13 protein-coding genes are annotated in these 25,501 nt (G+C 68.9%); 3 read left to right on the top strand and 10 right to left on the bottom strand.

Annotated elements, in window-relative coordinates; all coding sequences use genetic code 11:
- Nucleotides 1–68: 68 nt before the first annotated feature.
- A complete protein-coding gene (locus tag AC5Y2S_RS05805) occupies nucleotides 69–1,250 on the top strand; it encodes a permease (protein WP_499901029.1) in 1,182 nt (393 codons plus the stop codon).
- On the opposite strand, the gene AC5Y2S_RS05800 is transcribed toward AC5Y2S_RS05805, so the two are convergent.
- The 3 genes from AC5Y2S_RS05800 to AC5Y2S_RS05790 form a co-directional block, all read right to left on the bottom strand.
- Nucleotides 1,238–8,470, bottom strand: a complete 7,233-nt coding sequence (locus AC5Y2S_RS05800; RefSeq protein WP_499954564.1) for a beta-ketoacyl synthase N-terminal-like domain-containing protein — start codon at nucleotides 8,468–8,470, stop codon at nucleotides 1,238–1,240. The two genes, AC5Y2S_RS05805 and AC5Y2S_RS05800, sit on opposite strands and share 13 nt — an antisense overlap.
- Nucleotides 8,470–14,688 carry an SDR family NAD(P)-dependent oxidoreductase gene (locus AC5Y2S_RS05795; RefSeq protein WP_499954562.1) on the bottom strand — a complete coding sequence of 2,073 codons (6,219 nt, stop codon included), beginning with the start codon at nucleotides 14,686–14,688 and terminating at the stop codon, nucleotides 8,470–8,472. The genes AC5Y2S_RS05800 and AC5Y2S_RS05795 overlap by 1 nt, the downstream gene beginning before the upstream one ends.
- 346 nt (nucleotides 14,689–15,034) lie before the next feature.
- Entirely contained in the window at nucleotides 15,035–16,714 is a 1,680-nt protein-coding gene (locus tag AC5Y2S_RS05790) for a PfaD family polyunsaturated fatty acid/polyketide biosynthesis protein (protein WP_499954560.1), read from the bottom strand.
- Nucleotides 16,715–16,885: 171 nt separating this feature from the next.
- On the opposite strand from AC5Y2S_RS05790, the gene purU reads away from it, so the two are divergent.
- On the top strand, nucleotides 16,886–17,812 hold the full coding sequence (gene purU, locus AC5Y2S_RS05785; protein WP_499954558.1) for a formyltetrahydrofolate deformylase: 927 nt from the start codon (nucleotides 16,886–16,888) through the stop codon (nucleotides 17,810–17,812).
- 6 nt (nucleotides 17,813–17,818) lie between these two features.
- Here purU and coaD read toward each other — a convergent pair whose 3' ends face one another.
- The 5 genes from coaD to AC5Y2S_RS05760 all read right to left on the bottom strand — a co-directional run bounded on the left by coaD (nucleotide 17,819) and on the right by AC5Y2S_RS05760 (nucleotide 21,462).
- Nucleotides 17,819–18,301, bottom strand: a complete 483-nt coding sequence (gene coaD, locus AC5Y2S_RS05780; protein ID WP_499954556.1) for a pantetheine-phosphate adenylyltransferase — start codon at nucleotides 18,299–18,301, stop codon at nucleotides 17,819–17,821.
- Nucleotides 18,302–18,325: 24 nt separating this feature from the next.
- The gene (rsmD, locus tag AC5Y2S_RS05775; RefSeq protein WP_499954555.1) at nucleotides 18,326–18,880 is read right to left on the bottom strand and encodes a 16S rRNA (guanine(966)-N(2))-methyltransferase RsmD; all 555 of its coding nucleotides are present in this window, start codon (nucleotides 18,878–18,880) and stop codon (nucleotides 18,326–18,328) included.
- A gap of 10 nt (nucleotides 18,881–18,890) precedes the next feature.
- Nucleotides 18,891–19,502, bottom strand: a complete 612-nt coding sequence (locus AC5Y2S_RS05770; protein WP_499955658.1) for a vitamin K epoxide reductase family protein — start codon at nucleotides 19,500–19,502, stop codon at nucleotides 18,891–18,893.
- 11 nt (nucleotides 19,503–19,513) lie between these two features.
- A complete protein-coding gene (locus tag AC5Y2S_RS05765; protein WP_499954554.1) occupies nucleotides 19,514–20,275 on the bottom strand; it encodes a DsbA family protein in 762 nt (253 codons plus the stop codon).
- A gap of 74 nt (nucleotides 20,276–20,349) precedes the next feature.
- Nucleotides 20,350–21,462, bottom strand: a complete 1,113-nt coding sequence (locus AC5Y2S_RS05760) for an alpha/beta hydrolase (protein ID WP_499954552.1) — start codon at nucleotides 21,460–21,462, stop codon at nucleotides 20,350–20,352.
- Nucleotides 21,463–21,716: 254 nt separating this feature from the next.
- Between AC5Y2S_RS05760 and AC5Y2S_RS05755 the strand changes: the two genes are divergently transcribed.
- Nucleotides 21,717–22,562 (top strand): aldo/keto reductase, encoded by an 846-nt coding sequence (locus tag AC5Y2S_RS05755; RefSeq protein WP_499955656.1) that lies wholly within the window; start codon nucleotides 21,717–21,719, stop codon nucleotides 22,560–22,562.
- 8 nt (nucleotides 22,563–22,570) lie between these two features.
- On the opposite strand, the gene AC5Y2S_RS05750 is transcribed toward AC5Y2S_RS05755, so the two are convergent.
- Nucleotides 22,571–23,281, bottom strand: coding sequence for an HNH endonuclease family protein (locus tag AC5Y2S_RS05750; RefSeq protein WP_499954550.1), 711 nt, complete (start codon nucleotides 23,279–23,281; stop codon nucleotides 22,571–22,573).
- A complete protein-coding gene (recG, locus tag AC5Y2S_RS05745; RefSeq protein ID WP_499954549.1) occupies nucleotides 23,278–25,500 on the bottom strand; it encodes an ATP-dependent DNA helicase RecG in 2,223 nt (740 codons plus the stop codon). Before recG ends, AC5Y2S_RS05750 begins: the two co-directional genes overlap by 4 nt.
- Nucleotide 25,501 lies beyond the last annotated feature (1 nt).

Here is a 25,501-nt window from a genome sequence, read left to right as displayed (position 1 = left end):
GATACCCCCTAGGGGTATAGTCTGGGCGCCGGAACTCACCGGATCACGCAACCGAAGCGGAGGCCTCGATGAGAGCGCTGGCAGCGGTCGGTCACGCCCTGGGCTTGGCGGGGTCGATGACATGGGAAATCCTCTGGGCACTGATCCTGGGCTTCGCCCTGTCGGCGGTGGTGCAGGCCGTCGTGCGCCGATCGACCATCGTGACCCTGATGGGCGACGACCGGCCGCGCACGCTGGCGGTGGCGGCCGGGCTGGGGGCCGCGTCGTCGTCGTGCTCCTACGCCGCGGTGGCCCTGGCCCGCTCGCTGTTCCGCAAGGGCGCCAACTTCACCGCCGCGATGGCGTTCGAGATCGGTTCGACGAACCTCGTGGTCGAGCTGGGCATCATCCTGGCCCTGCTGATGGGCTGGCAGTTCACCGCCGCGGAATTCGTGGGCGGCCCGCTGATGATCGTGGTGCTCGCCGTCCTGTTCCGGCTGTTCGTGCGCTCCCGGCTCGTCGATGCGGCCAGGGAGCAGGCCGAGCGTGGCATCGCGGGCTCGATGGAAGGCCATGCCGCCATGGACATGTCGATCCAGAAGGAGGGCTCGTTTGGCCGACGGCTCTTCTCCCCGCAGGGCTTCACCTCGGTCTCGCATGTGTTCGTGATGGAGTGGATGGCGATCCTGCGCGACCTCGTCCTGGGCCTGCTGATCGCCGGTGCGATCGCGGCGTGGGTGCCCGAAAGCTTCTGGCGAATCTTCTTTTTGACCGATCACCCGACCTGGTCGGCGGTGTGGGGCCCGCTGGTGGGGCCGATCGTCGCGATCGTGTCGTTCGTCTGCTCGATCGGCAACGTGCCGCTGGCCGCGGTGCTGTGGAACGGGGGCATCAGCTTCGGCGGCGTCATCGCGTTCATCTATGCCGACCTGCTGATCCTGCCGATCCTGAACATCTACCGGAAGTACTATGGCACCAGGATGATGCTGACGCTGCTCGGCACCTTCTACGCCGCGATGGTCGCCGCCGGTTATCTGGTCGAATTGCTTTTCGGCACAACGGGTCTCATTCCAAGGCAGCGTAACGCCACGGTGATGGAGGCGTCGATTTCCTGGAACTACACCACCTGGCTCAACATCGCCTTCCTCGTCATCTCGGCGGTCCTCATCGTGCGATTCGTCACCTCGGGCGGAGTCCCGATGCTACGGATGATGGGCGGCTCCCCCGCCGCGAGCGAGGGTCACCACGATCACAGCCATCACTGCGACTGAGGGCTGTGGCGCTGGGTTGAGCGGGCCGCCATCCATTCGTCGGCGCTGATCGTGCTTCGCCAGTCCACCGGGAGACCGTCCAGGGCGTCTTCGATGCAATCCCAGATCGACTCGAGGGGGGATGCGCCCGGGGCCGCGGCGGCAATCCGGTCCTCCACAGCGTAATTCGGCTCGTGCGGCGCGTCGCTGAACGGCGCGAGCGCGTTGATGGCGTCCATGACATGGCGCCGGCGATCGGCGTAGGGCCAAGCGGCCACCTCGTCGGGCATGATCGGCCGGCCGAAGATGTAGTCCTGCGCCGCATGCCGGTAGGGCACCTCGAGCTTGTGATCCACCGGTTCCTCGGGCAGGCCCCCGGCGAAGTACACCGGCACGATCGGCAGCGACGCGGCGATCGACAGGTCCAGCAGCGTGGAGGTCAGCCGCTCGACGCGCTGGCCGGAGCGCACCGCTCGGGTTCCGTCGGCGTGCACCATCGTCGACACCCCGTGGGCGGCGACGTCGCGTTTGATCTCGTCGATCAGGCTCAAGAACTGTTCGGGGTTGCGCTGGTCGAAATACCGGGTGCTGCCCGGCTTTCCGTTCGCCGCGGCATCGGCCAGCCGGGTGAGCGCACCGACCCAACGGGTTTCGTGCTTGGCGTGCGCGATCGTCACGACCTTCGTGTCGGTCAGCCACGACGCGATGGACGTGCCCAGGATCGATTCGACCTGCACCTGGTGGTTGCCCAGCAGCAACACGGGACGGCCCCGAACCGCCGCCATCGCCACGGGATCCGTGACGATGACGAGCCGGACGTAGCGCGACAGCAGCGCCCAGTGGACAAGGTCGGCGAATCCGCCCGGCTGAATCCCCAGCCGGTCGGTTGACCAGCTGCGCACCGGTTGCCAGTCCGTTTGCAACGACGCGTTCGCCCGGCATTCGCTCGTCCCCGTTTGCTCGAGTTCGACGGAGATCCGCTCCAGCGGCAGTGCCGGGCAGCTCACCTCCCCGTCGACGATGCGGACCTGTGCCGGGTGGATCGCGCCGTGGGCGGCGTCCGCGACGGCCTCTTTGACGGCGATGTCGGCGATCAGCGAATCGCCTTGGCTTTCGGTGTCATACACCGCCCGCAAGGTGCCCTTGAACCAGTCCTGTGTTGCCGCGCGCGCCGGATCGAGGGTCACCGTGCCGGCGCCGACCCGCTCGCTCAACGACATCCCGGGCACCGCGCGCCGCTCGGCAATGAACGCGCGCCGCTTTGCGCCGCCGACCTGGACGAGATGCCCCTTGTCCAGAAGGAATTCGACGACGCGCAGGTAGGCCCAGGGCTTGCCCGCGACGCTGAGCCAGAGATCGACGATCGGCAGTCGGTCGTCGGCGTCGTCGAACCCGACGAACCGGGTCTGCACGTCGACGGTCCCTTGCAGCGGGGCGTCGCTGTAGAAGCGCGCCCAGATCACGCGGCGCGGGAATCCGACGGTCGTGTCCGCGGCGTCCGCGTAGGACGCGGCATCCGAACCGTCCGTGGTCCATACGCTCATCGCGGTGTGGGGAACGATGTGGAACGCGCCGTCGAGCAGCCCGGGGTGTTGCTGACCCGCGGGGACCTGGCAGCGGTCGACCGCGAGCGTCCCCGACGAGCCGTTGCGGCCGATTCGGGCGCCGCCCATCAGCGTCTGGAAGGCGGGCCCGTGGAACACCGTGCCGTCGTACGGGCTGGTGTAGGGCACCGCGTCGTGCAACGGGGCGGGCGTCACGGGTTGGCCCGAATAACGGTCCGCGGCGAAGATCACGGCCTCCGCGTGGGTCTCCCAGCGCGACAATTCCGCTCTGGGCGCGTCTCGCCACACCTGTAGGCGTCCGTCGAAACGGCCCGGGTCGACGGGCTCGACCAGCACGCGTAGCCGCGTCGGCGCGTCGACGACCACCCAGCGCATCAGGCGCAGGTCGCTGATTTCGACCACCTTGGCCCCGGCGGTCGCCCGGCTGGCCGCCTGCGCGAACAGGTCCAGCACCGACATCATTGGCAGGGACGGGATCACGTAGGTCGGGCAGTGATCGAGGACCCAAGCGTCCCGCGCGGGATCGATGGTGATCTCCAGCGTGGTGGCCGAGCCGGCGTCGAGCGCGGGTCGACCGTCCGGGGCACCGGGTGCGATGCGCATGGCCAGATTTGTTGCGCTGTATATCCGTATCCCGTCGCACCACAGGGAGGCGTCGGCCACCGCCAGGATGCCGGCATCGCCGCGCCCGACGCGGGTGATTTCGATCTCCGCGGTGATCTGCGTGTTGGTGGGCACGATCTGCCCGCGGTATCGCCACGTGATCGCTTCTCCGATGGCCACGGGCTCGAAGCGTGCCGAGGGGCCCATTTCCGCGCCGAAGCCGAGATCGAGCATCGCGAATTGCAGGAGCTGGAGCAGCATTTCGATGCCCAGCGATCCGGGCTGCACCGGGTCGCGGTAGAAGTGCGCCTTGAAGTACCACTCGGCGGGGTTGATGTCCTTGACGGCACGCCACCGGCCCAGGCCGGCGCCGCCGGCGGTGGGCCAGCGGCCCGTGACCCGGTCGATCATCAGCAGCATCGGGTCGGCGAGCCGCGCTCCCGGGCCGAAGAATGCCGCCGGGCGCGCGCCCAGGTCGACGACCGGCGCCTCGCAGGGCAGCTCCAGCAGGGCGCGCTGTTCCCCGCTGACCGGGAGCCCGACCTGCTGCTGCAACGCTTCGAGCCGGAAGTAACCGAACACCGTGTCGAACGTGTAGACGATGCCGTCGTCCGCGGAGATTTCGCCGTCGAAGGTCACAATGATGGTCCCGCCCGCCTGGGCGACGTTCTTCAGCACGGCCTTGATCCGTAGCGTCCCGGTCGAGGGTGTGATCTCCCGGTGCTGGATGCCTGTTCCGTCGAGGTTGCGGAAGAACAGGTCCACGTCGAAGTCCAGCGGGCAGCCGGCGTAGGCGCCCAGCCAGCCGCAGGGCTGCAGCGCGATTTCCATGAGGACCGCGTTGGGCATCGTCGGTGTCGCGTTCGCACCCTTGTTCTCGGCGAAATACCAAGCGTCGCTCGGGATGTCGTATTCCGCGACGACCTGCGCGCCGGGTTTCGCGACGCCGAGCTCGCCGACGACCTCGGTGACGCGCGACATGAAGTGGTAGGGCGGCCCCGGCAGCCGCGCGACCCTGCGGTGGGTGTCGAACTTCTCGTAGAGCGGACCGAGCGCCAGGGAGGGCTTGGCGATGGCGCAGGCCAGCATCGCGGCGTAGTCGAACTTGACCCCGTGGCCTTCGGCGACGGGTTTGGGTTCGACGTAGCCGTCCAGTTCCTTGACGCCCATATCCATCGGGCAGCCGGGTGAGAGCCGCAGCCCCATCCGGCGGCAGTGGAAGGCCGGCAAACCGTCGACGGTGCACAGCAGGTCGGCGAACAGCGTCGGCTCGGGCCCGGCGATGACCTCGCGCACGAACACCTCGTAGACCAGCTCGCGCGATTGGGGCGTGACCTGGCCGCGGCAGACCAGTTTGTAGGTCTCGAACGGCACCGGTTCGAAACGCCACCCGTCGCACTCCAGCGTCATGCCGAGGGCGGTCATGTAGATGGCCATCGTCTGCATCGTGGCCTCGTACATCAGCGTGCCGGGCATGCAGGGATCGTTCTTGAAATGGCCCGCGAAATACCAGGTTTCGGGCGTCACGCGCGCGACCGCGCGCAGATAGCCGCGGCCCCACGGCCCGCCGGCGAAGTCCAAATGGGTCACCTCGTCGACGAACAGCATGTCGCCGGCCGAAATGCTCGGCGTGCGGGTGTGGCTGGCCCCACGCTCGAAGCCGGGTCCCAGCGTGTGCCAGATCTCACCCGCGGCCAACGCCTCCAGGTCGGCGCGCTGCAGCGACGTGCGCGACGTTCGCACCGGTGTCGATTCCATCGGCCCGCTGACGGTCTCGTCTTCGGGGCGCCAGAGGATCCCGCCCGACGTCGCCAGCTCCTCGTCGGAGAAGAACCCGGCCTGGCCGTTGCGCATGGACATCCGCTCGACACCGTCGATCGTGCAGTCGTAGTGGAAGAAGAACATGCGGATGTCGCCCTGCCGGGCGTGGCCGTCCACATGGATGTCGAAGCGCAGGGTGTCACCGATCTCGGGCAGGCCGCCCAGGTAGGTCACCTCGCAGCCCAGCAGGCGATACACCCGCTCGCCCTTGTTGGCGAAGTCCGCGCCCATCCAGGAGATGAGCATCAGGTCAGCCTGCCCGGCCTCGATCATGATTCCGGCCGGCATCCGGCCCTGGTGCAGCCACCAGGCGTCGGCGGTGACATCGGTTTCGGTCCACAGCGTTCCGGTCCCGTCGTTGCCCGGCTCGGCGTCGATGCCCAACAGCCGATCCGCCAGCAGCAGCGGCGGTTCCGGCATCCGTACCTGCCGCGCGTAACCGTCCTGCACGGTGAACGCCGGGCCGAAGATCTCGGATATCTTGCCCGACGCGTGCTTTCGCAGGCCATCCTTGTCCAGCGTGAGGCCCACCGGGGCGCGCTTGACCGTGGGCTTGGGCGGCTCCTTGCCGGGCGGCGGGGACGGCTGAGTCGCCCGGTAGGCGCCCGCGTCGGGCCGCTGGCCGACACCGTTGTGGGTCAACGGTTTTGGTTCGTCCGTCGACGGTTGGGGCGGCGGCGCCCCGTTGACGCCGATCGACAGCGGCTCGGGCGGCGTCAGCCCGAGCAGGTCCGCGCCCAGCGGCACCCGCGCCGCTGCGTCCGCGGCCTTGGGCAGAGCTGGCGGGACGGGCAGGTGTGTTGTCATGGGCCGCTCCAGTCGAGAGATGGCATGGCGAGTGGGGACGCGAGTCGGCAGCCGGACGTCGGGCAGGTGGGCGGGAAAGCGCAGCAGTGCGTGTTTCCCCGGGTGTGGCGGGGACGACAGCTCCCCGGTTGCCGTCGGCGCGAACACGATTTGCTGCTGTTGGCCGCCGAGGCCGGTCAGCGCGACGACGACCGACCGCTCTTCGGCCGTCCATGGCGTGCCGTCGGGACACACGCCCAGAACGCCGTAGAGCGCGCCGGCCGCGACGTGCAACAGACCCGACGCGGCGTGCGCGTGACCCAGTACCGACGACAGGTTCAACGCGCCGGGCGCGGTGCCGAGGTGAAGGCACTCGCCGCGTGGCTGCTGATCCGCGGGCAGGGTGGCCAGGACCGTGTCGCCGGCACGGCGCGCGTCGCTGGCCCGCTTGAGCACGACGACGACGGCGGCGTCGCCGGGCGTCTGCTCGCCGGGTCCGAGCAGCGCACGCGCCGCGGCCTCGTGCACCGGCTCGCAGCTGAGGTCCACCGCGCCGACGACAGCCGCGTCGATCTCGCCCCGCCCCAAGGCGCGGGCGGCCATCTCCAGCGCCGTGGTGCCGGAGAGTTCTTCCCTGGACACCGTGAAACTCGGCCCCCGCAGGTCGAATTGCCGATTCAGGCGGTTGGCGACGATGTTGGGCATGGCGCCGACGACACCGGCGGCCGTCCACCCTGGCACGACGGCGTCGCGCGCCGCCGCCAGTTCGGCCGGGTCATCGATCTCGTCGGCCAACCGCCACCGCACCCCCAGCCGCGTGATCTCGGTGTCGCAACCCATCCCGACGATGACGCTGGTCCGGTCCGGCGGCAGGCCGGCGATCAACGTCTCGATGTTGACGGCCGCACCGAGCAGCGCCAGCTGCTGGGGCAGCGTCTGTTTGAGATCGGCAGGGGGAAAGCGTGTTTGCGCGACGTCCAGGCGGACCTCGGTCGCCCGGGCCCTGCGGGTGCCGTCGGTCTCGCGGGTGGGAATTGGTTCGGAGGCCTTGAGATGCTCCGCCACCGAGGCGGTTTCGTCGTCTCCGACCAGCAGGCTGACGCCCACGATCGCGATGTCGTCCTCCGCGCGGGAGACGACGACCCGCGGCCGGTCGGGGCGGCCATCGGCGGGCCGGACCCATTCCTCGAGCAGCAGGTGGGCGTTGTTGCCGCCGAAACCGAAGTTGTTGACCGCGGCGCGGCGCGGCCCGCTGCACACCCAGGGTTCGGCCCGGGTGAGCAGGCGGAACGGCGACTCGGCGAGGAACGGCAACGGGTCGTCGGCGTGCAGCGTCGGCGGCCGGATGCCCGCCCGCATCGCCGCGAGCACCTTGATCGCCCCCGCGGCGCCCGACGCCGTGATGGAGTGTCCCAGATTGGATTTCAGCGATCCGATGGGTAGCTCCGACACGCCCTCGAAGATGCACGCCATGCTCAGCAGCTCGGTCAGGTCGCCCCGCGAGGTTCCGGTGGCGTGGCACTCCACGAGCGAGATGTCCCGAGGCTGCAGCTCGGCCATCTCGTAGGCGAGCCGCATGGCCCGCTCCTGCCCCTCCTGCGACGGTACGAGCGGGCCCTGTCCCCGGCCGTCGTTGCTGAGCCCGACCGCGCGGATGACGCCCAGGATGGGGCCGGCGCCGGCGGTCGCGTCGTCGAGCCTTTTGAGCACCAAAAATGCCGCGCCCTCGGCGGGTACCAATCCGTCGGCCCCGCGGTGGAAGGGGCGCGATTTGCCGGTCCGACTCAGCGCCTGCAGCGCGCTGAAGCCGACGTGCAGCAGCAGGTCGCTGGCGCCGTTCACGCCGCCCGCCAACATCACGTCGGCGGTGCCGTCGTGGAGTCGGTCGCACGCCAGCTTGATCGCGTACAGCGAGGAGGCGCACGCGGCGTCGAGGGCGGTGGCGCCCCCGGCCAATCCCAGCGCGTTGGCGATGAGGTGGGCCGGCAGGCCGGACATGAAGCGGTTGCGCCAGTCGATTCCGTGTTCGTCTCCGCGCCAGACCTTTTCGGCCAGGTCGATCATCGATTTCGTCGGGTAGCTCAGATTGCCCAGGACGACCCCGGCCCGGCCGGGGACTGCACCCGGGCGCCAGCCGGCGCTTTCCAGCGCTTGCCGGGCGGCCTCGACGGCCCACAGGTACAGCGGGTCGAGACCGCGGAATTCGTCGGCGTCGAGCAGGAATCGGCGGGGGTCGAAGATCTCGTCGAAGCCGCGCACGTATCCGCCGCGGTCCGACCACGCGTGGTCGAGGAAGGGGGCGTTCTTCTCGTCGCGGACGATCCGCTCCGGCGATACCCCCCAATAGCCGGGCCGCGGCGGGCCGAGCGCGTCTCGGCCCTCGCGCACGGTCTGCCATAACTCGTCGGGGTTCAGGCCGCCGGGCAGCACGCAGCCCTGGCCCACGATCGCAATGGGCTCAAACATCAGCCGCCGTAGGGGTACAACTCGAGTCGTTTCAGGCTGGCCACCACCCGGTTCTGGGCGTCGACAAGGTCCAGGTCGCAGACGGCCCCACTGTTCTTGGCGTCGCCGTTGGAGAGCACACAGCGCAATCCGTCGCCCAGCGCCCCGGCACGGTAACGCACCATCTCGCCCACCCGCAGCGGCAGCACGGTGCGGCCGAGCCGTTCGTAACTCCACACCAACGCCAGTTGCAGGCAGCCGTCGAGCGCGGCGGAATCCATAGCCCAGCCTTCGCCCTGCCAGCCCGCGGTGGTCAGGCCGTGCAGCGATGCCGTTGCGGTCGTGGCCTGGCATTCGACGTCCTCGAGGACCTGGAACGCGGGCCCGTGGAACAGCGCGCCGTTGCCGTAACAGGCGTCACGGTTCAGCCGGTGACCACCGACCGGCGCCGTCGGTCCGGTGGGTGCAACGGTTGGGGCCGAATCCATTTCGGCCGTCGCGCAGTAGTAGGCGGTCGATCCCGAGATGTCGGACAGCGTGCAGGCGAGCCGATCCGGCCGATCGTCCACCGGCGCGGCGCGCACCAGCATCGGGTCGCCCTGTTGGAGGAAGTCGTGCAGGGTCACACCGCGCAGCACCTTGAGGTCGAAAAGACGCTGCACGAGTTGTCCGGGCCGGCACGCCTCGGCCATCCGCACGAACCACTCCAGGACCTGCACCACCGGCAGCACGACGTTGCCGCGGACGCGGTGATCCGCCAACTGCGGCTGCCGTCGCACATGGGCCAGCACGCGCGCGATCCGGCCTTCGGCGGGCAGCGCGCCGGCCGACACGCCGTCTCCGAGGGTGACCTCGGGATCGTCGGTCTTCCCGTCCAGCACGTCCGAGACGAATGCCCGTGCGCCGTCGGCGAGCGGGATCAACCCGATGCCCCGGGACTCGAACATGGCCTTCAGGCCGGGCGTGACCATGCCGGAATCCCAAGGGCCCCAACCTAACGCGCGAACGAGGCAGGCCGGGCCGCGCCGGGCCTGCTCCGCCAGGGCCACCTTGTTCAGGATCTCGTTGGCCATGGCGTAGTCGCTTTGGCCGGCGTTGCCGCTGCGCGCCGCCACCGATGAAAACAGGCAGATGACCTTCAGCGGGTCGCCGGCCGTGGCGTCCAGCAGCGCGCACAGGCCGCCGACCTTGGTCTCGAAGACGCGGTCGAACCCGTCGAGGGTCTTCTTGTGCAAGGGCGCGTCGGCCAACACGCCGGCCCCGTGCACCAATCCGGTGATCGGCCCGAATTCGGTTCGCACACTTTGCAGAAGGGCGCCGAGCGCGGACGCGTCGCGCACATCGGTCGCGGCATAACGGACCCGGGAGCCCGCGCCGGTCAGGGCAGCGACGGTCGCCCGCACCTCGCGGTCCGCGAGGATGCGCCGCACCTGCTGTTCCAACTCTCGGGGGGTGGGCTTCAGGCCCCGCGTCACGGCGGCGCTGAGCAGCGCCCGTTTGAGTTCGGCGTCGGTCGTCAGCCCATGCGCCTCGGGCGGTTCGTCGGAAAGTTCCGTGCGTCCGAGCAGGACGAAGCAGGCCTGGGTCTCCTGCGCCAGGGCGATCACCGACGCCGCGGTGACGCCGCGGCCCCCGCCCGACACGACGATCACGTCGCGATGGTCGATGCGGCGCGCGCGGGAGGTCACCTGGCTGGCGTCGGCGACGACCGTGACGCGGCCGTGCCCGCTGCCCAGGCCGACTTCCAGCTCGGCCCCGCCGGCAAGCAGCTCCTGCGCGAGCTGTTCGGCGACCGTGAGCGGCGACTGCCGTTCGACCGCGATGTCGATCGCTTTCACCTGCGCGTGGGGCCACTCTTGCGCGGCCGTCTTGGCGAGCGCGGCGACACCGCCGGCCCAGGCGCGCGGGCCGGGGTCGGTGAGCAGGCCGAAGGTGCCACCGGTGTCCTGGACGGTGACGAAGACGCCGCCGTGTTCGGCGAACCTCGCCGCGACGCGCTGGGCGTCCCCGAAGACCGTCCGGTTGATGGCCAGCGCGTCGTCGCGGGTGGCGGTTCGCCGCAGACCGCCGAGGAGGATCACCGCCTCGGCATTCGCGCCCGGCTCGGACACGATCGTCGCGTTGACGCCGTGCGTGCGCAGGATCGCGGCCAGGGCGTCGGCGGTGGCGCCGGTGGCGTCGTCCGGCGCGGTGACGATCTCCACACTGGTGGCGGTGTAGAGGCCGGGCATCCCCATCCCACTAGCCGGAGCAGGAATCGCACGCACCGCATAGCGCGCGATCCCCGCTCCGGCTAAGTCAAAAGGGAGGCGATCACCGGCCTCGGTCGGGGCCGTCAGGCCGTGTAGGTAGTCGATGATCTCCTGCAGGGTGCCCAACGCCGCCATCGTCGAGGCCTCCACCTCGGGCAGCGCCGGCACCCGCTGCTGCACCGCCGACAAAATCTCGACCCGCTTGATCGAATCAATACCCAGGTCGGCCTCCAACGCCATCGACAAATCCAGCATCTCCACCGGATAACCCGTCTTGTCCGCCACCACCTCGAGCATCTGCGTCACCAACTCACCACCGGCAACCGAAACAGCCACCGGCGCAAGCGTGCTCACCGCGGCGCCATTACCGACGGCCGGACCCGTCAAGCCCTGCAGGTAGTCGATGATCTCCTGCAGGGTGCCTAACGCCGCCATCGTCGAGGCCTCCACCTCGGGCAGCGCCGGCACCCGCTGCTGCACCGCCGACAAAATCTCGACCCGCTTGATCGAATCAATACCCAGGTCGGCCTCCAACGCCATCGACAAATCCAGCATCTCCACCGGATAACCCGTCTTGTCCGCCACCACCTCGAGCATCTGCGTCACCAACTCACCACCGGCAACCGAAACAGCCACCGGCGCAAGCGTGCTCACCGGGGCCGCCGTCCCGTTGTGGCCCGCCGTGGTGCCGTTGTGGGCGGCCGGGACGGCGGGGACGGCCGGGGCCACCGGTACCGCCGGTGCCGCGGGCATCGACGGCCCGCCGTTGCGGATGGCCGGGGCCGGCGGCGGGGTGGGCATCACCGGTTTCCCGTTGGGGATGACGGGGGACGCGGCGGGTGGCGACGCGACGGCCGGCTCCGGTAGGAGAGCTTTGAGGAGCCGTTGTATTTGGCCGATCCCCTCCTGCACGGTTCCCACCGCGGCGATCAGCTCCGTCACCACGTCGGCGCCGAGGTGGAGCGCCGGCGCGGGAGGTGCGACGGGCGCGTGGGCGTGCGCACCGTTGCCGCCCGGCGCGGCCGGCGGGGGCGCCGTAGCGGTTGGGTTTGCGGCCGTATTCGACCCGGATGGCGCCAATTTGTACTCCGATTCGGTCCGGTGCCCGTTGCTTCGAACACGGTGGTCGGTGGGGGTTTCGGTGGACCGTTGGACGGGCTCGTCGCTCGTCTGCGGGCGTCCATAGTTGGATCCGTTGATCTTGAGGGTCAGCTTCGGCCGCTCACGGGTGCGCGGGTCGTCGACGACGCGGTAGTCGACCCAGAGGGCGTCGAAATTCATCGGGACGCCGGCGGCCGCGAGTTGTGCGAGCCCCAGCCACAGCGAGCGAATGCCGTTGCGGCCCTTGGTATCCAAAGACACCGCGGAGTGCTCCTCGCCGGCCAGACACTTACCGACCAGACCCGTCAGCACGCTGCCGGGACCGACCTCGACGAAGGTGCGCGCGCCGGCCTGCCACATCGCCTGAACCTGTTCGGCGAACCGCACGGGCTGCGCGATCTGGTTGGCAAGCGTGTTCCGCATTTGGTGGGCGTCGCCGGCGTACGGCTGTGCCGTCGCGTTCGCGTAGACCGGCACCTCGGGCACACCGAAGGGGATCTCCGCGAGGAAAGAGGCGAACGGAACCGCGGCCGGGGTGACGATGTCGGAATGGAAGGCGGTGGCGACGTCCAGGAGCCGTGCGTTGATGCCGACCGCGCTAAAGCGTTGGGCGGCATGGTTTATCGCCGTGCTGTCGCCCGACAGCACGATCTGGCTGGGCGCGTTGTGGTTGGCGATGACGACCGGGAGCCCCCACTCTTCGATCAGGTGGCGGACCTGGTCGACGGGTGCGGTCACCGCGCACATCGCCCCGTCGCTGTTGGTCGCGGCTTCGGCCATCAGCGCACCACGCGCGCGTGCGATCAACAGGGCGACCTCGGCGTCGAAAACGCCGGCGGCACACAGCGCGGTGACCTCGCCGAAGCTGTGTCCACCCACGGCCACGGGCTCAATGCCGAGCGCGCGGATGGCCGACAGCAGGCTCAGGCTGTGCGCGCCGATGCCCGGTTGCGCCCACTCGGTCCTGGTCAACTCGGCCGCCTGCCGCGCGCGCTCGTCGTCGCTGAACGCCGTTCTGGGCCAGACAACCTGGTGCAGGTCGCGGTCGGCGTTCAACCGTTCGGCGCGGGCCAGTTCCCACGGAGACAGCGCCGGCTCGTAGAGCTGCGGCAGGTCGGCGCCCATGCCGACGTACTGGCTGCCCTGCCCCGGGAACAGCAGCGCGACCGGGCCCGGCGGTTGCGCCGAGTAGTAGTACCCCCGTGGCGAGCTGAACGATGCTGCCAGATCGGGGGTTCCGAGTTTCGCCGCGGCTTCGTCGAGCATCGCGCGCAAGGTGGCCACGCTGTCGGCGACGACAGCCAGGCGGTGCGGCGCCGTTGCGTCGTAGGCGGATTGGGTGCTGCGTGCGAGGTAGCCGAGCATGTCGGGATCGTCGACCAATGACGCGGACAGCCGGGCGGCCTGCTCGGAAAGCGCCGCGACCGAGGGCGCGCCGAGCACGATCAGTTCCGCGTCCCAGGACCGGTAGCGCCATGCGCGCTTTCCGGTGCCGGTGTACTCCTCGACCGTGACGTGAAAGTTGGTGCCGCCGAAGCCGAACGAGCTGACGGACGCGCGCCTCGGGATGCCGTCGGCGGCCACCCACGGCTTCGCCTGCGTCGAGAGGTAGAACGGCGACTGCTCTATTTCGAGGGCGGGGTTGGGCCGGTCGACCTTGATGGTTGGTGGGAACGTCTTGTGGTGCAGCGCCAGCACGGTCTTGAACAGACCGCAGGCCCCGGCCGCGCCCTTGGTGTGGCCGACCTGAGACTTGACGGAGCCGAGCGCGCACCATTGCCGGTCCGCGCGCCCCGAGGAGTCGAAGACCTCACGCAGCGCGGTGAACTCGGCGACGTCGCCGGCTTTGGTCCCGGTGCCGTGCGCCTCCACGAGGCCGACCGTTTCGGGCCCGTAGCCGGCGGCGGCATAGGCGCGGCGAAGGGCCTTGGCCTGGCCGGCCGGGCTGGGCGCATAAATGCTCTTGGCCCGGCCGTCCGAAGACGTACCGATGCCGCGAATCACGGCGTAGATCCGGTCACCGTCGCGTTCGGCGTCGTCGAGACGCTTGAGCGCCAGCATCGCCAGCCCCTCGCCCAGCATGGTGCCGTCCGATTGGTCGGAGAAGGGGCGGCAGTCCCCGGTGGGCGACAGCGCGGTGACTTTGGCGAAGCACATGAACATCAAGATGTCGTTGAAGGCGTCGACCCCACCGGCGATCACCATGTCCGACTCGCCGAGATACAGCTCGTGCAGGCCGACCTCCAGCGCGGCCAGCGAGCTCGCGCACGCGGCGTCGATCACGCAGTTCGTCCCGCCGAGGTCGAAGCGGTTGGCGATTCGCCCGGCGATGACGTTGCCGAGAAGGCCGGGGAACGTGTTTTCCTGCCACGGCGTGTACCCGGACGCGACGCTCTCGCTGAACGCGGTGATCTCGGCCTCGGCGAGCCCGGCGGCGCGCAGCCCGCGCTCCCAGACCGGCCGGTGCAGGCTGCCCGCCATGTAGTTGGTCATCTCGGTGCCGCCGGACGCTCCCAAAATCACGCTGACGCGCTCGCGATCCAGCGCGGAAAAATCGCCGCCCGCGACGTCCTCTAATACCTGCTGCGCGACCCGCAGACCAAGCAATTGGGCGGTATCCGTCGCGGGCACGACATTCGGCGGAATTCCGAAATCCATCGGCGAGAAATCGATATCGGGTAAGAATCCGCCGCGGCGGGCGTAAACCTTGTCCGGCGCACTCGCAGAGGGGTCGTAATAGTCGTCAAGGCTCCAGTGCGACGCCGGAACGTCGGAGAACAGGTCGGCGCCCCCGACGATGTTGCGCCAGAAGCGCTCGGCCTCCGGAGACCCGGGGAACAGCGCGCTCACCCCGACAACGGCAACGGGGGGATGCTTGGATACCACCGGTCTCCTTCGTGTCGATAACACGTACCGCACCGCCTGTCAACCCGGGTCGCGAAGACTGACCGTTAGGTTTTACCGGATTGATCAGCCAAGACGGGTCGAACGCTCGCCGGACGATACCAGAGCATAGGCGGTCGTATTGACGGAATGTCAATAACTTCTGGTTGTCCTCGAGGACAGGGGACGCCCGCTCGGACGGGAGCCTTTGGGCCCCGCGGTACGCGCGGGCAACCCGGCCGCACGCAGGCGGCAAAAACTACCAGTAAGTAATATTTGCCGCGCGATCACCATTCCGCGGCAGCGAATTCTCCCGCGCCGGCAATTCGAGCCGAGTAAGGCGGGACGGTCAGGTGGACACCGCGCCGTCGCACGCAATGGATAATGGCTGCGGAATATAGCGGAATGCACTTACTCCGACGGGCACGCCGCACGTTCGGGCCTGCTGCGCGCGGCTGATTCGGGCGGCTCCCTCGAGCAGATTAAGCGCCACTTGGTCGACGTTGCGGTGCGCGCAGTCCTCCAGGTAACTGCCGGCCACCCAGCTGTTGAAGGCGCCCATGGATGGGCCGCACCAGATCTGGTAGTCCAGGACACGCTCGGGATCGCCGTCGATCGCCCACCGGCTCGATTTGCCCAGATACCAACGGAACACCAGCGCCATTCGATACTTCGGGTCTCGGGCCGCGAGTTCGAGCACCGCCGGCTCCCGCTGCTCCCAATACTGGCGCGTTTCGGCCCAGACGTCGTCGACGCTCTTGCCGAGGATCTTCTCCAGCTCCGCGCCGTGTTCGCCCGTCACCGCCGCCAGGTCCGGGTAGCCGGCGTACCATCCGTAGAGCTTCCTCGCCCGCGGGCCGAACATCGTGCCGCGCTTGAGCACCTGCAGGTTCACGCCCATCTCGAACATGTCGGAAGCGGGGGCCATCATCACGTCCGCCACCGACGCCTTGGCGAGCATTTCGCGCGCGCGTGCTGACAGCCCCGACTCGACGCACGACTGGTTGACCGAGCCGGTGACGACGTACGCGGCCCCCATCGCGAACGCGCCGGCAACGGACTGCGGCGTGCTGATGCCGCCGCCGGCGCCCACCCGCACGCGGCCGTCCAGGCCGTGCTGTTGCGCCAGCTCGTCGCGCAGCAGCACGATCTCGGAGAAAAGCGACGCCAGCGGGCGGTTGTCGGTGTGCCCGCCGCTGTCGGCTTCGACCGTGATGTCTTCCGCCACCGGCACATGTCGGGCAAGTTCGGCTTCTCGCGCCGTCAGCTTGCCGGCCGATTCGAGCGCCGAGACCATCGCCGCGGGCGCGGGTTCCATGAACATGCGGGCGACCTCGGGCCGCGAGATCTTCGCCATCACATGGTTTTTCCGGACGATCGCCCCGGCCGGATCGGCCGACAGACCGGACAGCGCGTAGTGGACCACCGCGGGGGTCAGTTTCATGAACGCCGACGCCTCGACGACGCGGACGTCCTGCGCGATGAACAGCTCCGCCACCCGCGCCTCGAGGGCGGGCTCGGTGGGTGAGTGGATCAGGTTCGCGCCCCACGCGAGTCCGGGCCGGCCCGCCAGCCTCGCCCGGATGTCGGCCACCCCGCGCTCCACCGCGGCGTACGCGAGGCCGCCCGCGCCGAAGAAGCCCAGCATGCCGGCCTGCGCCATCGCCACCACGAGTTCCGGTGTCGCGATGCCGTTGGCCATCGCGCCGGTGACGTACGGGAAACGGGTCCCGTGGGCCTCGCAGAACTCACGGTCGCCGAGCCACTCCGGGTATATCGGAGGCAACGTCGCGACCAGCGATATCTCCGACGCGCCGACGCCCACCAGCTCGCCGCCCATGGCCAGGCCCAGCTGCCCCGTCGCCGCCTCGCGGACCACGTGCACCGGGTGGCGAACGAATTCAAGGATGCGAGCGATGTCCGGCGGCGCAAACGCCGGCGACGCAGTGGTCGGGCGCCACCCACCCAGCACCGGGGTCACCCCGGCCTCGGCGCGAGGCTCCAATACGACGGCAGGTCGCTCCTCCACTGCCAATTCCCTTCAATATGTGTGCCGGGGAAATCCAGCATGGAGTTTCTCACGGACGACGGTTATGGGCGTCAAAACTCCGAGTTTCCGAATTCTGCGGGCAGTATCCTGGGCAGCGGAAATCTCGCTTTCACGGTCCCGCCACCGGGACCCTGGCCAGGGAAGCCCACGATGGCGAACTCCGGGATGCCAACGCCGACGCAGGCTGGTGATTTTCCACTGCCACCTTGCGGTCCACCGCCGCCGGGGGATATCGGTCGTCTGCTGCTGCGGTGCCACGACCGGCCGGGATTGATCGCCGCGGTGAGCGACTTTCTGGCCCGCGCCGGCGCGAACATCATTTCGCTGGAACAGCACTCCACGGCCCCGGAGGACGGAATCTTCCTGCAGCGCGCAGTCTTTCACTTGCCCGGCCTGACCGCGGCCAGAGACGAGCTGGAGCGCGAATTCGCCCGTACCGTCGCCGACAGGTTCAACATCGACTACCGGTTCACCGAGGCAGCCAAGCCCAAGCGGGTCGCGATCATGGCGTCGAAGGAAGACCACTGTTTGTTGGACCTGTTGTGGCGCAATCGTCGCGGCGAACTTCAGATGTCCGTGGGCATGGTGATCGCCAACCATCCCAACCTGGCCGATCACGTGCGCCCCTTCGGGGTGCCGTTCGTCCACATCCCCGCCACCCGCGACACCCGTGCCGAGGCCGAACGACGCCAGCTTCAGTTGCTCAGGGGCAACGTGGATCTGGTGGTACTGGCCCGCTACATGCAGATTCTGAGCGCGTCATTCCTCGACGCGCTCGGCTGCCCGCTCATCAACATTCATCACTCGTTCCTTCCCGCCTTCACCGGTGCGGCGCCCTACAAGCGCGCCCGCGAACGGGGTGTGAAGCTGGTCGGCGCGACCGCTCACTACGTCACCGAGGCGCTCGACGAGGGGCCGATCATCGAACAAGACGTGGTGCGCGTCAACCACACTCACACGGTCGACGATCTGGTACGCATCGGCGCCGACGTCGAGCGCGCGGTGCTGTCACGCGCGGTGCTGTGGCATTGCCAGGACCGCGTCATCGTTCACGACAACCAAACCGTCGTTTTCTGACCGCCCTCAGCACCGGTCCGAGAGCTTTTCGCGCAAGCGGCGATTCACCGGTTCGGGCAGCAGCTCCGCCACGTTTCCGCCCAGCATCGCGACCTCTTTGGCCAGCGACGAGGACACGAACGAATAGCGCGGCGTGGTGGCGACGAAAAACGTGTCCACACCGGCGACGTGCTTGTTCATCTGCGCCATCTGCAGCTCGTATTCGAAGTCGGTGCCGGTGCGCAGGCCCTTCACGATCGCGGTCATGCCGCGCGCCCTGACGAAGTCGACCACCAGGCCCTGCCCCGCCTCCACCCGCAGGTTGGGCAGGTGCGTCGTCGACTCCTCGATCATGGCGATCCGCTCGTCGAGTTCGAACATGCCCTTCTTGGCGGGGTTGACCAGGATCGCGACGACGACCTCGTCGAATTGGGCCGAGGCGCGTTCGAAGACATCGATGTGGCCCAATGTCACCGGGTCGAAGGAGCCCGGGCATACCGCGCCGCTCATGTGGAACGACGGTACACGGCCGGTTCACCCAAATTCGGCCAGCTCGAGGCGGGTGTCGCCGTAAACGCGTTCGGGCCACACGGACCAGCCCGCGGGCCACGTCAGCGCCGCGCCGCCGACCGCACGCTCCACCGCGGCGACGGTTCCGTCGCGCACCCAGCCGTGCGCGGTCAGCGCCGCCAGCACGCCGTTCACGTCCGCGGCGTCGACGTCGTAGGGCGGGTCGGCCAGCACCAGGTCCACCGGGGACGCGGCCCCGGCCGCCAGGACGGACGCCACGGCGCCCCGGCGCACGGTCGCGCCGGGCAGGCCCAGGGCGTCGATGTTGCGCGCGATGACCGCTGCGGTGCGCTGGTCGGATTCCACGAACAGCGCGGAGGCCGCCCCGCGCGACAGCGCCTCCAGCCCGAGCGCGCCCGACCCGGCGTACAGGTCGAGCACCGCCAGCCCGGCCAGGTCGCGGCGCGCGGTGACGATGTTGAAGAGCGATTCGCGCACCCGGTCGGTGGTCGGCCGGGTTCCGCGCGGCGGGACCGCGATCCGCCGTCCCCCGGCGACGCCGCCGATGATCCGGGTCACGCGCAGGCGTTCACAACAGCGTCGACCAGTAGTCCCAGAACCGCGCCATGATCAGCAGAAACACCGCCGTGAACCACAGCGCGGCGATCGACCACCGCCACTGGTAGAACACCCACGCCGGACCGCCCTGCCGCCGCTGCAGCGCCGGACGAAACGAGATCGACGCGGCCACCACCAGCAGCGCGATGGTGACCACCCAGACCACCATGCAGTACGGGCACAACGCCCCGATGCGATACAGGCTCTGAAAGATCAGCCAGTGCACGAACGCCGAACCGAGCAGCACCCCGACCGTCAGGCCAACCCAATACCATTGCGGCAAAGGGACTTTCGTGACGGCCAGCACGCCGGTGACGATCACCACGGAAAAGCCCACCAGCCCGAGCAGCGGGTTGGGGAACCCCAGCACCGACGCCTGCGGCGTCACCATCACCGACCCGCACGACACGATCGGGTTGATGTTGCACGTCGGCACGTACGCCGGGTTGAGCAGCAGCTGGATCTTCTCCACGGTCAGCGTCATCGACGCGGCCAGGCCGATCACCCCGGCGATGAGCACCCACCACGCGCTGGGTGCCGGTACGCGCGAGACCGGCGTCTCCTCGGCGGGTTCGGCCGACACCGGGGTGGTCGTCACGCCGGGGGAGCGACGGCGGCGTCCAGCCCCGGCACGTCGCCGACTATCGACTTGATCTTGGCGACCAGCGCGTCGGGCGTCGACGGCTCGTAATCCTCGCCGTTGATCTTGATGGTCGGCGTCGCGTTGATCTTGGCGGCCGCCGCCTCGCCGGTGACCTTGGAAAGGTACTTGCCGCTGTTGATGCAATCGGGAACCTTGCCGACGACGCCGGCTTCGCGGGCGAGTTCGATGAGCCGCGCGTTGTCGGGGAAGCTGGTGCCGCGCTCGTTGGGCTGGATGTCGGTGCTGTAGAGCGCGCTATGGAAACGGCGGAACGCGTCCATGGATTCGTCGGCGACGCACAGGGCGGCCGCGCCCGCCCGCGACGAGTAGTTCTGGTTCCTCTGGCTGTCGAGAATCGCCACCATGGAGTAATCGGCGGCGATGGCGCCGACGTCGATCAGCTTGGAGACGGTCGGCCCGAAGTTGCGCTCGAAATTACCGCAGGCCGGGCACAGGAAGTCCTCGTAGAACGTCACCACGGCCTTGGGGTTGCTGGTCCCCGGCTGGGTGACCAGCTTGCTCGACGTCACCCGCACCGTGTCGCCCTCGCCGGTGGCGCCGCCCTTCTTGTGCTGCGACGTCACGATGTAGAAGACGATGCCGACCAGGAGGAGTACGACGAACGCGGTGCCGCCGATCTGGAAGAGGCGGCCGGATTTCCCGGTGCCGGACTTCAGGTCGTAGCGCGGGGGGCGTTTGGGTTTGTCGGCCACGGGTTCGCTGATCCTTCGGGACGGTGATGACGCTTGAGAGGCGCCTCTAGCGTACCGGCGTGCCGCCCGGTGACTCAGGCGCGGCTCAGATGGGCGCGCAACGCCGAAATCAGTTCGCTGGTCGCGACGGCGCTGTCGCCGCCGAGCTGGAACAGGTTCACGAAGCCGTGTGTCAGCGAGCCCAGGTAGCGCAGGTCCACGGCGGTTCCGGCGGCCTGCAGCGCCGCGGCGTAGGCCTCGCCCTCGTCGCGCAGCGGGTCGAAGCCCCCGACCGCGATCAGCGCCGGCGCCAGGCCCGAGAGCGACTCGGCGAGCAGCGGCGACAGCCGCGGATCCGTCGGATCGATCCCCGAACCCCTCAGGTACTGCGCCTGGAACCAATCGATGTCGCGCCTGGTCAGCAGGAAGCCGCGGGCGAACAGGCTCATGGAGCGGGTTTGCGCCGTGAAGTGGGTCCGCGGGTAGATCAGCCACTGCAGCACGGGGGCGGGGCCGCCCTCGTTTCGCGCCAGCTGGGCGACGACGGCGGCCAGGTTGCCGCCGGCGCTGTCGCCGCCGACCGCGACGCGCCCGGCGGCCGCGCCGAGTTCGGCGGCGTGCTCGTGTGCCCACCGGAAGGCGGCATAGGCGTCCTCGACCGCGGCGGGCGCCGGGTGCTCGGGAGCCAGCCGGTAGTCGATCGACAACACGTGGATGCCCGCGTCACGGCACGTCAGCCGGCACAGCGGGTCGTAGGTGTCCAGATCGCCGATCACCCACCCGCCGCCGTGATAGAAGACCAGCAACGGCGCCTCGACCCCGTCGGCCGGGCGGTAATGGCGGGCGCGGATCTCGCCGGCCGGTCCGGGCAGCGAGATCTCGTCCACCTCGACGTGAACCTGAGGTCCAGGCAAGGCCGCCGTCGTCTCGCGCAGCTGGGCCCGGGAGGCGGCCGCGTCGTCGTCGACGACCAGGCCGTCGATGCCGACGGCGTGCAGCCCGGACAGCATCAGCTGCAGCGTCGGGTCCAGCGTGTTGCCGTCGATGATGACCGAGCGGCCACCGAACAGCGCCCGCTTGGCGGGGGTCGGAATCCACGGAATGACCTTGACGCCGATGGTGGATACGGCGCCCTGCACGCGGCTCGTCCACCGCATCGATGCGCGTTTGGCTCCGAGGTCGAGCTCCGTCGCGAGACTCTTGGCCATCACTTTCTCCTGCTCCCCTCGTCACGCTGACAACGGTTGTCCGATACCCGTCTGTACCCGGCGTGCCGTGCGACCAACTTTACGGGCGTCGCCGAGACCTGCGGACCAGGGGATGCCCGCGCGGGCATTGCTTACGTAGCGATTGCAGCTGGGTAATATCGTGATCCCCAAGTCGGTGAACCCATACGGATTGCGAGTAATTCCGCGGCGGATCCGGATCCACGAACTGCAATTTCACAGGTAGGTGAATGACGTTGACTCGCGAGTCGGGCGCCGCAGTACCGTCAATGGCTCTCAATGACGAAAACACCATCCCGGTGCTCGGCCTCGGAGTCGCCGATTTGTCGGAGGAGGACACCGAGCGCGCGGTGTCGGCCGCGCTGGAAGTCGGCTGCCGGTTGATCGACACCGCCGCCGCCTACGGCAACGAAGCCGCCGTGGGCCGCGCGATCGCCGCTTCCGGGATTCCGCGCGCGGAGCTGTTCGTCACCACCAAGCTGGCCACCGCGGACCACGGCCTTTCCAAGGCCGTGGCGGCCTGCAGCGCCAGCCTGGAGCGCCTCGGCCTGGACTACGTCGACCTCTACCTGGTTCATTGGCCGGCGCCGGCGCAGGGCCTGTTCGTCGACGCCTTCGGCGGCTTGATCCAATGCCGCGGCGACGGCCTGGCCCGCTCGATCGGGGTCTCCAACTTCACCGAGGACCAGCTCTCCACGGTGATCGACCTGACGTTCGTCACGCCGGCGGTCAACCAGATCGAGCTGCACCCGCTGCTCAACCAGGACGATATGCGCAAGGCCAACGCGCAGCACAACGTCGTCACCCAGTCCTACACACCGCTCGCGCTGGGCCAGCTGACCGACAACCCGACGGTGACCTCGGTGGCCGCCGAATACGGCAAGACGCCGGCCCAGGTGCTGCTCCGGTGGAACGTACAACTGGGCAATTCGGTCGTATTCCGCTCCAGCAACCCCGAGCGCATCGCCGGCAATTTGGACATCTTCGATTTCGAATTGGCCGGCGAGCACATGGACACGATCAACGCCCTCAACGACGGCACCCGGCTCCGCCCGGACCCGGACACCTACGACGGCGCGTAACCGGCGGGCTATCCCGCCGGGCAGGTGGCCGCGGCCTGACGCAGCACTGCCGACGACGGCTGGTCGACCGGCAACTGGTAACCGCGCAGCACGGCGATGAACTGCATCGCGTACTGGCACGCGAACGCGGTGTTGGGCGGCATCCACTGGGCCGGCGGCGAATCGCCCTTGTCCTGATTGGCCTGCCCCTCGACGGCCAGCAGGTTGGCCGGATCGTTGGCGAAGCGCAACCGCTCGGGGTTCGGCCAGGCGTAGGCCCCCATGTCCCAGGCGTAGGCCAGCGGGACGATGTGGTCGATCTGCACCGCCTCGCCGACCTTGGCGCCCCGCTGAAACATCACCGTGGTGTTGGTGTACGGGTCGTGCAGGGTTCCGGTGGCCACCGCGTTCGGGCACCGCTTGATCGACACGTAGGTCTTGTCGACGAGGTCGCGGTCGAGGATGTCGTCGCGGGTGTCGCACCCGTTGTGCCCGAGCGGCGCGTCGTTGTCGTCGTCCCACGCGTCGCCGAACGCCGGGCGGCGGTAGTCGTAGCGGTGGACCCGCTCCGGCAGCACCGCGACGCCCGCGAGCACATCGGCGCCGGGTTGCACCGTGGGCACGTCGGCGCGGGCGGCGACTTCGGCGTGCTTGGCCGACAGTGATCCCAGCGTCTGGTAGGCGACCAGCACCGCGAGCACCGCGGCCGCCGCCAACCACATCAGCAGCTTCCGGTTCATGCTTTGTCCAGGTATTCGATCCGGTCGGTGTCGGTGAAACGCGCCGCCAGCAAACGCAATTCGGGGTTGGCGGGATCGCGCTCGTAGGTCCGCACGCAGAAGTCGCGGGCGGCTTCGATGTACGTCCCGTGGTCGGCCAACGACAGCAGCCGCAACGTGACGGCCCTGCCGGATTGGTTGCGGCCCAGCACGTCTCCCTCGCGCCGCTCCTTGAGGTCCAGGTCGGCGAGGGCGAAGCCGTCCATGGTCTCGGCCACGGCGCGCAGCCGCCGACCGGCCTGCGATTCCGGGGCGACCCAGCTGGCCAGCAGGCACAGGCTCGGATGCTCGCCCCGGCCGATGCGCCCGCGCAGCTGATGCAGCTGGCTGATGCCGAACCGGTCGGCGTCCATCACCAGCATGATCGTGGCGTTGGGGACGTCGACCCCCACCTCGATGACCGTGGTGCACACCAGCACATCGACGTCACCGGCGCGAAAGGCGGCCATCGCGGCGTCCTTCTCGTCGGCCGACAACCGCCCGTGCATCAGGGCCAGCCGCAGGTCCGCCAGCTCCCGGGAGCGCAATCGCTCGAACATCCCCACCGCGGTCGACGAGGGACGGCGGCCCGCCTCTTTTTCCTTTTCCGGGTCGTCGGTCTCGTCGATTCGGGGCGCCACCACATAAACCTGGCGCCCCGCGGAGACCTCCTCGATGATGCGGTGCCAGGCACGCTCGAGCCACGTGGGCTTGTCGTCGACGAAGATGACGTTGGTGCTGATCGGCTGGCGTCCGCGCGGAAGTTCGCGCAGCGTGGAGGTCTCCAGGTCGCCGTACACCGTGAGCGCGACGGTCCGCGGTATCGGCGTCGCGGTCATCACCAGCAGGTGCGGCGTGATGCCCGCGGGAGCCTTGGCGCGCAATTGATCTCGCTGCTCGACGCCGAACCGGTGCTGTTCGTCGACCACCACCATGCCCAGGTTGTGGAAGTTCACCGCGTCCTGCAGCAGCGCGTGGGTGCCGATGACGATGCCGGCGTGACCGCCGGCGACCTCGTCGCGAACCTGCTTCTTCTGCGCGGCCGTCATCGAGCCGGTGAGCAGCGCCACCCGGGTCGCGTTGTCCGCCCCGCCCAGCTGGCCCGCCATCGCCAACTCGCCGAGGACGTCGCGGATCGACCGGAGATGTTGTGCAGCAAGGACTTCCGTGGGCGCCAGCAGCGCACACTGGTAGCCCGCGTCCACCATCTGCAGCATCGCCAGCACCGAGACGATCGTCTTGCCGGAGCCGACCTCGCCCTGCAGCAGGCGGTTCATCGGGCGGTTCGCGGCCAGGCCCTCGGACAGCACGTCGAGCACCTCGCGCTGACCCGCCGTCAGCTCGAAGGGCAACCGCCGCAACAACTCCGCCGCCAGGCCGTCGTCTCGGCGCGGCGCAGCGGGCCCGGATTGCGACAGCTCGCCGTGCCGGCGGGCGACCAGCGCCCACTGCAGGCCGACGGCCTCGTCGAACGTCAATCGCTCACGCGCCCTTTGGCGTTCGCGCTCGTCTTCCGAGAGGTGGATCGCGCGCAGCGCCTCGTCCTCGGAGATCAAACCGAGTTGGGCGCGCAGGTCTTCCGGCAGCGGATCGGGCACCGGGTCGAGGACGTCCAGCACCTGGCGCACGGTCGCGAAGATGTCCCAGCTCTGCAATTTCGCGCTGGCGGGATAGATCGCGAAGAAGCGGCGTTCGTACGCATCCACGACCTCTTCGGCGGTGGAGGCTCGTGACGCGCCCGCGATTTTGGCCAGCGACTTGGTGCCGTGGGCCTTGCCGTCCGGTGAATCGAGGATGAGAAAGGCCGGGTGCGTGAACTGCATAGCGCCCTTGTAGTAACCGACTTCACCGGACAACATCACCTTGGTGTGTTTGGTCAGCTCCTTGCTGATCCAGCCCGCGTTGAAAAACGTCGCCGTCACCTTATTGCGTCCGCTGCCAACGGTGATGCGGCAGTATTTCTTCTTCGGGTCCTTGTTCATCGACTTCGTGAAGGCATCCGTGATGACGTCGACGATGGTGATGTGCTCGCCCTCCTCCGGCCGCTCGTCGCCGAAGCCCCACAGGCTCGCGCCTTCGGAGTAGCCACGCGGGTAATGGCGCAGCAAGTCGTCCACGGTCCGGATGCCGAATATCTCGTCGAGCAGCTTGACCGCCTTGCCGCCCACCACGAAGGTCAACCGGTCGGACAGCGACGCCACG

The sequence above is a fragment of the Mycobacterium sp. NGS69 genome, from assembly GCF_059812165.1.
Note: the sequence above shows the minus strand (reverse complement) of the source record. Positions and strands in the feature narration are given on the sequence as shown.

What these genes read in the sequence shown, in the direction of transcription:
- AC5Y2S_RS05800 (WP_499954564.1), bottom strand. Translation starts at nt 8,470, where the DNA reads ATGTTTGAGCCCATTGCGATCGTGGGCCAGGGCTGCGTGCTGCCCGGC.
- AC5Y2S_RS05805 (WP_499901029.1), top strand. Translation starts at nt 69, where the DNA reads ATGAGAGCGCTGGCAGCGGTCGGTCACGCCCTGGGCTTGGCGGGGTCG.
- AC5Y2S_RS05750 (WP_499954550.1), bottom strand. Translation starts at nt 23,281, where the DNA reads ATGAACCGGAAGCTGCTGATGTGGTTGGCGGCGGCCGCGGTGCTCGCG.
- coaD (WP_499954556.1), bottom strand. Translation starts at nt 18,301, where the DNA reads ATGAGCGGCGCGGTATGCCCGGGCTCCTTCGACCCGGTGACATTGGGC.
- purU (WP_499954558.1), top strand. Translation starts at nt 16,886, where the DNA reads ATGGCGAACTCCGGGATGCCAACGCCGACGCAGGCTGGTGATTTTCCA.
- AC5Y2S_RS05760 (WP_499954552.1), bottom strand. Translation starts at nt 21,462, where the DNA reads ATGGCCAAGAGTCTCGCGACGGAGCTCGACCTCGGAGCCAAACGCGCA.